Source organism: Longimicrobium sp. (genome assembly GCF_036554565.1).
GTDB lineage: Bacteria > Gemmatimonadota > Gemmatimonadetes > Longimicrobiales > Longimicrobiaceae > Longimicrobium.
The window spans coordinates 1-10,384 of the sequence record NZ_DATBNB010000680.1 but is presented as its reverse complement, the minus strand read 5'-3'; the positions used below and the strand labels follow the sequence as shown (position 1 = coordinate 10,384).

Sequence of the window (10,384 nt, the reverse complement as noted above, 5' to 3'; positions counted from 1 at the left end):
AGAACCCGCTCGGAGTCGTCCTTCCGCTCCGCGCCGTCTTCGAGGGGCCCACGGTGGCGGAGCTGGCCGTGCGCGTCGAAGAGATGCGCCGCGCCGGGCTGCCGGTGCTGCCGCCGATCGTGCGTGTCGATCGCGATCGTCCTCTCCCGCTTTCGTTCGCGCAGGAGCGGCTCTGGTTCATCGACCAGATGGAGGGCGGGAGCGCGCCGTACAACATCCCCGCCGCGCTGCGCCTCTCGGGCGTGCTGGACGTGGACGCGCTGGAGCGGAGCCTGGGCGAGATCGTCCGCCGCCACGAGTCGCTGCGGACCGTCTTCCGCGAGGTGGATGGAGGCGCGGTGCAGGTGATTGTGCCCTTCGACGGCTTCGCGCTCCCGGTCGACGACCTGTCGGGGCTGCCGGAGGCGGATCGCGAGGCGGAGGTGCGGCGGCGCGCGCGGGAAGATGCGGCGCGTCCGTTCGACCTGGCCCAGGGGCCGCCCATCCGCGCCGCGCTGCTGCGGGTGGCGGGCGAGGAGCACGTCCTGCTGCTGTGCATCCACCACATCGTCAGTGACGGGTGGAGCAGCGGCGTGCTCCTGCGCGAGCTGTCGGCGCTGTACGCGGCCTATCGCGAGGGGAGCGGTTCGCCGCTCGCCGAGCTCCCCGTGCAGTACGCGGACTTTGCCGTGTGGCAGCGCGCGCAGCTGGCGGACGAGGTGCTGGACCGGCAGGTCGGCTGGTGGAAGGAGCGGCTGGCGGGCGCGCCCGCGCTGCTGGAGCTGCCGGCGGACCGGCCCCGGCCCCCGGTGCAGTCGCACCGCGGCGCGCGGGAGCGGTTCGAGCTGCCGCGCGCGCTCCTCGACGGTCTCCAGGCGCTGGGGCGGAGCGAGGGCGCCACGCTGTACATGGTGATGCTGGGCGCCTTCCAGCTGCTGCTCTCGAAGTACAGCGGGAGCGACGACATCGTCGTGGGCAGCCCCATCGCCGGGCGGACGACCAAGGAGGTGGAGGAGCTGATCGGCTTCTTCGCCAACACGCTGGTGCTGCGCACCGACGTGTCGGGAGACCCCACCTTCCGCGAGCTGCTGGGGCGCGTGCGCGAGGGCACTCTGGGCGCGTACGAGCACCAGGAGGTGCCGTTCGAGCGGCTGGTGGCCGAGCTGCAGCCCGAGCGCTCCCTGAGCCATGCGCCGCTCTTCCAGGTGACGTTCGCGCTGCAGAACGTCGACCGATCCGGCTTTGGCCTCGCGGGGCTGCGGATGGAGGCGGCGTCCGCGGAGGTGGAGACCACCCGATTCGACCTGGGGCTCACCGCCGTCCCGCACGACGGCGGCATCCGCGGCTCGCTGGAGTACAGCACCGATCTCTTCGACCGCTCCACCATCCAGCGGATGCTGGGCCACCTGGCGCGGGTGCTGGAGCAGGTCGCCGAGAATGCGGACGTGCGGCTTTCGCGGCTGGACCTGCTCGGGGATGCCGAGCGCGCGCTGGTGCTCGAGGAGTGGAACCGCACGGAGCGCCCGTACCCTCGCGGCGTGTGCGTGCACGAGCTCTTCGCGGCGCAGGTGCGGGAGCGGCCGGATGCCGTGGGGCTGGTGTGGGGCGATGAGTCGCTGACGTACCGCGAGCTCGACGCGCGGTCCAGCCAGCTGGCGCACCACCTCGTCCGCTTGGGCGTGGGACCCGACGAGCGCGTGGGCGTGCTGCTGGAGCGGGGCGTGGAGCTGATCGTCTGCATCCTGGCGGTGCTCAAGGCCGGCGGCTGCTACGTGCCGCTGGACCCTGGATTCCCGGCGGAGCGGCTGCGCCTGATGCTGGACGACAGCCGCGTTCGCGTGCTGCTCAGCCGCGGCGAGCTGGACGGGGTGGTGGAGACGCGCGGCCTGGAGGTGATTCACCTGGACCGCGCCGCGGACGCGCTCGCGTCGGAGCCGGTCGATGCGCCTCCGAGCGAGGCGACTGCGGAGAACCTGGCGTACATCGTCTACACCAGCGGGAGCACGGGAAAGCCCAAGGGCGTGATGGTGGGTCACCGCCAGATCGTCCAGCTCGTCCGCGAGACCGATTACGTGCAGCTGCGCCCGGGCGACCGCGTCGCGCAGGCCTCGAACGCCGGCTTCGACGCGCTGACCTTCGAAGCCTGGGGCGCCTTGATCAACGGGGCCACCCTGGTGGGCATCCCCCAGGACGTGCTCCTCTCCCCCCCGGCCCTTCGCCAGGCGCTCCGCGAGGAGCGCATCACCACGATCTTCCTGACCACCGCGCTGGTGAACCAGCTGGCGCACGAAGAGCCCGACATCTTCGCGCCCGTGCGCGAGGTGCTCTTCGGGGGCCAGGCCGTGGACGCCGACAGCGTGCGCCGGCTGCTGAAAGCAGGCGGTCCCGAGCGGCTGCTGCACATGTACGGGCCCACGGAAACCACCACGTTCTGCCTGTACGAAGAGGTGGAGCAGGTCGGGGAGGACGCGCTGACCGTTCCGCTGGGACATGCGACGGGGAACCAGCGGATCTACCTGCTGGACGGTGCCCTGAATCCGGTTCCGCGGGGCGTGCCCGGCGAGGCGTACGTGGGCGGCGCCGGCGTGGCGCGCGGCTACCTGGACCGCCCCGGGCTGACGGCGGAGCGCTTCGTCCCGGACCCGTTCTCCACCGAGCCGGGTGCGCGGATGTACCGCACCAGCGACCGGATGCGGTGGCGCGGGGAGCGGAAGCTGGAGTTCGTGGGCCGTCTGGACGAGCAGGTGAAGATCCGTGGATTCCGGATCGAGCCGGGCGAGGTGGAGAGTGCGCTCTCCGCGCATGCGGCGGTGCGCGAAGCGCGGGTGGTGGTGCGCGAGGACGTGCCGGGAGAGCTCCGGCTGGTGGCGTACGTGGTGGGAGAGGTGCAGGCCGACGCGCTGCGCGAGCACCTGCGGTGCACCCTGCCGGAGTACATGGTGCCCGCCGCGTTCGTCTCCCTGGACGCGCTGCCGCTGACGCCCAACGGCAAGGTGGACCGCGAGGCACTGCCGGCGCCGGAGTACGCCGCCGCGCATCGGTACGTGCCGCCGCGGACGCCGGTGGAAGAGGTGCTGGCGGAGATCTGGTCCGATGTGCTGGGCGTGGAGCGGGTGGGCGTGCACGACAGCTTCTTCGAGCTGGGCGGCCACTCGCTGCTCATCATGCGCCTGCTGGCCCGCGTCCGGGACATGCTCGACCTGCGGATCTCCATCCGCACCGTGTTCTCGATGCCCACGCTGGAAGCCATGGCGGGCGAGATCGAGCGCATGATCGACGAAGACCTCCCCGGGACGCCCGAAGACGAGGCTGCTGGCCTGGCCGCGTCCAACTCCATTGCAGGAACCTGAGATGTCCGTGGACAAGATGGCCGAGTCTCCGCGCCCGGAGCTTTCTCCCGCCGCGCGCGCGCTCCTCCAGGCGAGGCTCAAGGGCCGGGTCCGCTCGTCGGGCATCGTCCCCCGCGACCATCGCGGCGGCGCTCCGCTCTCCTTTGCGCAGGAGCGGCTCTGGTTCCTGGACCGCCTGGAGCCGGGGGGCACCTCGTACAACATGTCGTGGCCGCTCCGGCTGCGGGGAACGCCGGACCCCGCGGCGCTGGAGCGCGCGCTGGGGGAGATCGTCCGGCGCCACGAGTCGCTGCGGACCGTTTTCCGGGAGGTGAACGGCTCTCCCGTGCAGGTGGTTCTGCCCTTCGGCGGCTTCGCGCTCGCGGCCGACGACCTGTCGGCGCTGGCCGAGGTGGATCGGGAGGCCGAGATGCGGCGCCGCGTCTCTGCGGAGGCGGCACGGCCGTTCGACCTGGCCGCGGGGCCGCTCTTCCGGGCGTCGCTGCTGCGGCTGGCGGAGGACGACCACGTGCTGCTGCTGGCGATGCACCACATCGTCAGCGACGAGTGGAGCCTGGGGGTGCTTTCGCGCGAGTTCTCGGCGCTGTACCAGGCGTACCGCGACGGGCGGGAGTCTCCGCTCCCCGAGCTGCCGGTGCAGTACGCCGACTACGCCGCCTGGCAGCGCGAGCAGCTGCAGGGCGAGGCGCTGAACCGGCAGCTGGGATACTGGCGGGTGCGGCTCGCCGACGCCCCCGCGCTGCTGGAGCTGCCCACCGACCATCCCCGGCCGGCCGTGCAGACCTTCCGGGGGGCGATCGAGCGCGTCCATCTCCCGGCCGAGGTGCTGGAACGGCTGCGCGCGCTGGGCCGCCAGGAGGGGGCGACGCTGTTCATGGTTGCGCTGGGCGCCTTCCAGGCCCTGCTCTCCCGGTACGGCGGCACCGAGGACGTGGTGGTGGGCAGCCCCATCGCCGGGCGCGAGCGGACCGAGCTGCAGGGGCTGATCGGCTTCTTCGTCAACACGGTGGTGCTGCGCACCGACCTGTCCGGAGATCCCACCTTCCGCGAGCTGCTGGGCCGGGTGCGCGAGGCGACGCTGGGCGCGTACGACAACCAGGAGGTGCCCTTCGAAAAGCTGGTGGCCGAGCTTCAGCCGGAGCGCAGCCTGAGCCACGCGCCGCTCTTTCAGGTGGCGTTCATGCTGCAGGACACCCAGGACGCGGCCGCGGGGCTGGCGGAGCTGACCACCGAGCGCGTGGACGCGGGGCTCGCCGCCGCCAAGGTAGACCTGGCATTGACCGCCGCGGCGACGGCCGGGGGCCTGCGCTGCGGGCTGTCGTACGCCACGGACCTGTTCGAGCGCGGCACCATCGTGCGGCTCCTGGGGCACCTGGAGCGGGTGCTGGAGCAGGTGGCCGCGAACCCCGACGTGCGGCTTTCGCGGCTGGAGCTGCTCGGCCAGGCCGAGCGCGCGCTGGTGCTGGAAGAGTGGAACCGGACGGAGGCCGAGGTTCCGGCCGGCCTCTGCATCCACGAGCTCTTCGCGGCACAGGCGGCGCGCACGCCGGGGGCGGAGGCCCTTGTTGCGGAGGGCGTGCGGCTGACGTACGCCGAGCTGGATGCGCGCGCCAACCGGCTCGCGCACTACCTGCGCGGGCTGGGCGTGGGTCCCGAGGTGCGCGTGGGCCTGTACGTGGAGCGCGGCCCGGAGCTGGTGGTATGCATCCTTGGCGTGCTCAAGGCCGGGGGCGCCTACGTTCCGCTGGACCCCAGGTATCCGGCGGACCGCCTGGCGTTCATGATCCAGGACTCGGCGGTGCCCGTGCTGCTGACGGACTCGTCGCTCCAGCCGGGGCTTCCCGCGCACGCGGCGCGCGTGGTGGTGCTGGACGTGGAGGCGAGCGCGATCGCGAGCGAGCCCGCGCATGCGCCGGAGAGCGGGGTGGCCGCGCAGGACCTGGCGTACGTGATCTACACCTCCGGCTCTACCGGAATGCCCAAGGGCGTGCTGGTTCCGCACCGCGGGCTTCCCAACGTGGCCGAAACGCAACGGCGGCTCTTCGGGCTGCGGGCCGACGAGCGGGTGCTGCAGATCGCCTCCTTCGGCTTCGACGCGGCGTTCTGGGACGTCCTGGCGGCGCTCGCCAACGGCGGAACGCTGTGCCTGGCCACGGGCGACGCGGCGCTTCCCGGGCCGGAGCTGCTGCGCTTCATGCGCGAGCACCGCATCACCTTCGCCACGCTGCAGCCCACCACCCTGGCCGTGCTGGCGCCCGACGAGCTCCCGGAGCTGCGCACGCTGGTGGCCACCGGCGACGTGTGCACCGCGGAGGTGGTGGCGCGCTGGGCGCCGGGCCGGCGCTTCTTCAACGGCTACGGCCCCACCGAGACCACCATCGGCGCCACGCTGGGGGAGTGCTTCGCCGGGGGCGGAACGCCCTCCATCGGGCGGCCGTTCACCAACCTGCGCGTGTACGTGCTGGGCCCGCACGGCGACCCGGCTCCCGTGGGCGTCGCGGGAGAGCTGCACGTGGGCGGCGTCGGCGTGGTGCGGGGATACCTGGACCGGCCGGAGCTGACCGCGGCGCAGTTCGTTCCCGACCCCTTCTCGGGCGAGGCGGGAGCACGGCTGTACCGCACGGGCGACCGGGGCCGATGGACGGTCTCGGGGGAATTGGAGTTCCTGGGCCGGGTGGATGCCCAGGGGAAGATCCGCGGCTCCCGCGTGGAGCCGGGCGAGGTCGCGCGGGTGCTGGCGGCCCACGCCGGGGTGGCGGATGCGGCGGTCGTCGTGCGGGACGAGGCGGGAGGGAAGCGGCTGGCGGCGTACTGGGTGGGCGCCGGCGGGGTGAGGGTAGAGGACCTGCGCGCGCACCTGCTGGAGCGGCTGCCGGAGTACATGGTGCCCGCGGCGTACGTGCGCCTGGACGCGCTGCCGCTCACCCCCAACGGCAAGCTCGACCGGCGGGCGCTCCCCGAACCGGAGGAGAGCGCGTACGTGCGGCGGGGGGGCGAGGCTCCCGTGGGCGAGGTGGAGACGGCGCTGGCCGGGATCTGGGCAGAGGTGCTGGGGCTGGAGCGGGTGGGCCGGTGGGACCACTTCTTCGAGCTGGGCGGGCACTCGCTCCTGGCGATCACCCTGATCGAGCGGATGCGCCGCGCGGGGCTGCACACCGACGTGCGCACCCTGTTCACCACGCCGGTGCTGGCCGAGCTGGCCCTGGCCGTGGGCGGGGCGTCCCTGGAGGTGGAGGTCCCCGCGAACCGGATCCCGGAGGGGTGCGAATCCCTCACACCGGAGATGCTGCCGCTGGTGGAGCTGAGCCAGGCGGAGATCGACCGGATCGTGGCGGGGGTGGCGGGCGGAGCCGCCAACGTGCAGGACATCTATCCGCTGGCCGCCCTGCAGGAGGGGATCCTCTTCCACCACCTGCTGTCGGAGGAGGGAGACCCGTACCTGCTGTCGAACGTGGCGGAGTTCGACACCCGCGCGCGGCTGGAGCAGTACCTGGCGGCGCTGCAGGCGGTGATCGATCGCCACGACGTCCTGCGCACGGCCATCGCGTGGGAGGGGCTGCGCGAGCCGGTGCAGGTGGTCTGGCGGCACGCGCCGCTGCCGGTGGAGGAGGTGCAGCTGGAGGCGGGGGAGGGGGACGCGGCCGGGGAGCTGTGGCGGCGCTTCGACCCCCGGCACTACCGGATGGACCTCGGGCGGGCGCCGCTGCGGCGGGCGTGCATCGCCGAAGACCGCGCGGGTGGCCGCTGGCTGCTGCTGATGCTGACGCACCACCTGACGAGCGACCACGAGTCGCTGGAAGTGGAGCGGGACGAGATCGCCGCGCACCTGGCGGGCAGCGAGTCGGAGCTGCCGGCGCCGCTGGCCTTCCGCGGCTACGTGGCGCAGGCGCGCCTGGGGGTGAGCCGCGAGGAGCATGAGCGGTTCTTCCGGGGGATGCTGGGCGACGTGGAGGAGCCGACGGCGCCGTACGGAATGCTGGACGTGTGGGGAGATGGACAGGGGCTCGTGGAGGCGCGGCTCGCCGTGGCGGACGACCTCGCCGCACGGCTGCGCATCCGGGCGCGGGCGCTGGGGGTGAGCGCCGCGAGCCTGTGCCACCTGGCGTGGGCGCAGGTGCTGGCGCGGCTGAGCGGCCGAGTGGACGTCGTGTTCGGCACGCTGCTCTTCGGCCGGATGCAGGGCGGCGAGGGGGCGGACCGGGTGATGGGCCCGTTCATCAATACGCTGCCGGTGCGCATCGGGGTGGGCGAGGAGGGGGCCGAGGCGGCGGTGCGGCGCACGCACGGGCTGCTGGCGGAGCTGCTGCGGCACGAGCACGCCTCGCTTGCGCTGGCGCAGCGCAGCAGCGGCGTGGCGGCACCGGCGCCGCTGTTCACCTCGCTGCTCAACTACCGCTACGTGGGCGCCAGGGGGCGTTCGGGGCAGGCAGGGCAGCCGCGAGAGGGGGTGCGGGGCATTCGCGCGGAGGAGCGGACGAACTACCCCGTGTCGCTTTCCGTGAACGACCGGGGGGAGGCGTTCTCGCTCGCGGCCGAAGTGGCCGCCCCGGCCGACGCGGAGCGGGTGTGCCGGATGATGCACACGGCTCTGGAGCGGCTGGTGGAGGCGCTGGAGGCTGCTCCCGGGCGGGCGGTCGGGAGCCTGGACGTGCTGCCGGAGGCGGAGCGCGCGCTGGTGGTGGAGGAGTGGAACCGCACGAACGCGGAGCATCCCGCGAGTGCGTGCATCCACGGGCTGGTCGAGGCGCAGGCGGCGCGCACGCCAAACGCGGTGGCCGTGCGCTTCCAGGATGTGTCGCTCACCTACCGCGAGCTGAACGAGAGCGCGAACCGGCTGGCGCACTCCCTTCGGCGGCGCGGGGTGGGCCCGGAGGTGCGGGTGGGGATCTGCCTCGAGCGCGGCCTGGAGATGGTGGTCTCCCTCGTGGCCGTGCTCAAGGCCGGGGGTGCCTACGTGCCGCTGGACCCCGCGTATCCGGCCGAGCGGCTGGCGTTCATGCTGGCCGACTCCGCGGCGGCGGTGCTGCTGACGCAGGAAACCCTGCGCGGCGCGCTCCCGGCGCGGGCAGGGCTGGAGGTGGTGAGCGTGGATGCGGCGGAGGCGGAGCTCGCGGCGGAGAGCGCGGAGAACCCCGAGAGCGGAGCGGGGCCGGGCTCGCTGGCCTACGTGATCTACACCTCCGGGAGCACGGGTACCCCCAAGGGCGTCGCGGTGGAGCACCGCGCGCTCGTCAACTACACCGCCCACGCGGCCCGGGAGTTCGGGCTCGGGCCGGCCGACCGGGTCCTTCAGTTCGCCTCCATCAGCTTCGACCCCGCGGCGGAGGAGATCTTCGCCACGCTCCTCTCCGGCGCGACGGTGGTGCTGCGCACGGAGGAGATGCTCGAAACTCCCGGGTCGTTCTGGGAGGCCTGCGGCCGGTGGGGCGTCAGCATCGTGGATCTGCCCACGGCCGTGTGGCACCACGTGTCGCCCCACCTGGATGCGGAGCCCGGGGCGCTCCCGGAGTCGCTGCGGCTGGTGGTGATCGGCGGCGAGGCCGCACTCCCCGAGCGGGTGCGCGCGTGGCAGGCCGTGGCGGGTGGACGGGTGCGCCTGCTGAACAGCTACGGGCCCACCGAGACCACCATCGGCGTGACGCTCTGGGAAGCGCCGGAGAGCGGCGGCGTTTCGCGGGTGCCGATCGGAAGGCCGGTTCCCAACACCCGCTGCTACGTGGTGGACGCCGCTGGCCAGCCGGCGCCGGTCGGCGTTCCGGGCGAGCTGCAGGTGGGCGGGGCGCAGCTGGCGCGCGGCTACCTGGGCCGCCCCGCCGCGACCGCCGAGCGCTTCGTCCCGGACCCGTTCGCGGCCGAGCCCGGCGCGCGCCTGTACCGCACGGGCGACCGGGTGCGGTGGATGGCGGACGGGATGCTGGAGTACCTGGGCCGGCTGGACGCGCAGGTCAAGGTGCGCGGATTCCGGGTGGAGCTGGGCGAGATCGAGGTGCGGCTGGCCGAGCATCCGGAAGTGCGCGAGGCCGTCGTCCTGGCGCGGGAAGACGTGCCGGGCGACAGGCGGCTGGTGGCGTACGTGATGGGCGCCGTGGATGCGGACGCGCTGCGGGCCCACCTGCGGCAGAGCCTCCCGGAGCACATGGTGCCCGCGGCGTACGTGTTCCTGGATGCGCTGCCGCTGACGCCCAACGGCAAGGTGGACAGGAAGTCGCTGCCGGCGCCGGAGCTCGCGTCGGCGGAGGAGCTGTACGTAGCGCCGCGGACGCCGGCCGAGGAGGTGCTGGCGGGGGTCTGGGCAGAGGTGCTGCGGCTGGAGCGGGTGGGGGTGGAGGACAACTTCTTCGACCTGGGCGGCCATTCGCTGCTCGCCACTCGCGTGGTCTCGCGCGTCCGGGAACTGTTCGCCATCGAGCTGCCGCTGCGGGCGCTCTTCGAAGGGCCCACCGTGGCGGAGCTGGCGGTGCGCGTGGAGGAGATGCGCCGCGCGGGGCTGCCGGTGCTGCCGCCCGTCGTCCCGGTGGAGCGCACGGGTGCGGTGCCGCTGTCGTTCGCGCAGGAGCGGCTCTGGTTCCTGGACCGCCTGGAGCCGGGGAGCACCACCTACACCATCCCCGCGGCAGTGCGCCTGGGCGGAGCCCTGGACGCGGCGGCGCTGGAACGGGCGCTGGGCGAGGTCGTCCGCCGCCACGAGGCGCTGCGGACGGTCTTCGCCGAGGTGGACGGCTCGCCGGTGCAGGTGATCGCGCCGTTCGCCGCCTTCGCTCTGCCCGTGGAAGACCTGTCGGGGCTGGGCGAGGCGGACCGCGAGGCGGCGCTCCGGCGGCGCGCCGGCCAGGAGGCGCGGCGGCCCTTCGACCTCGCCGCGGGACCGCTCTTCCGCGCGGTGCTGCTGCAGCTGGGTGAGGAAGACCACGTGCTGCTGGTTTCCATGCACCACATCGTCAGCGACGGGTGGAGCATGGGGGTGCTCTACCGGGAGCTGGGCGCGCTCTACGCCGCCTTCCTGCGCGGGGAGCCCGACCCGCTCCCCGCGCCGGAGATCCAGTACGCCGACTACG

General features: G+C 73.5%; 2 protein-coding genes. Both read left to right on the top strand.

Features of this window, described 5'->3' with window-relative positions:
- Positions 1 to 3,329, top strand: a 3,329-nt coding sequence (locus tag VIB55_RS18955) for an amino acid adenylation domain-containing protein (protein WP_331878240.1), incomplete at its 5' end; no start/stop codon positions are given.
- A 1-nt stretch (position 3,330) separates the two neighbouring features.
- Positions 3,331 to 10,384 (top strand): amino acid adenylation domain-containing protein (locus VIB55_RS18950; RefSeq protein ID WP_331878239.1); only part of this gene is annotated, 7,054 nt, incomplete at its 3' end.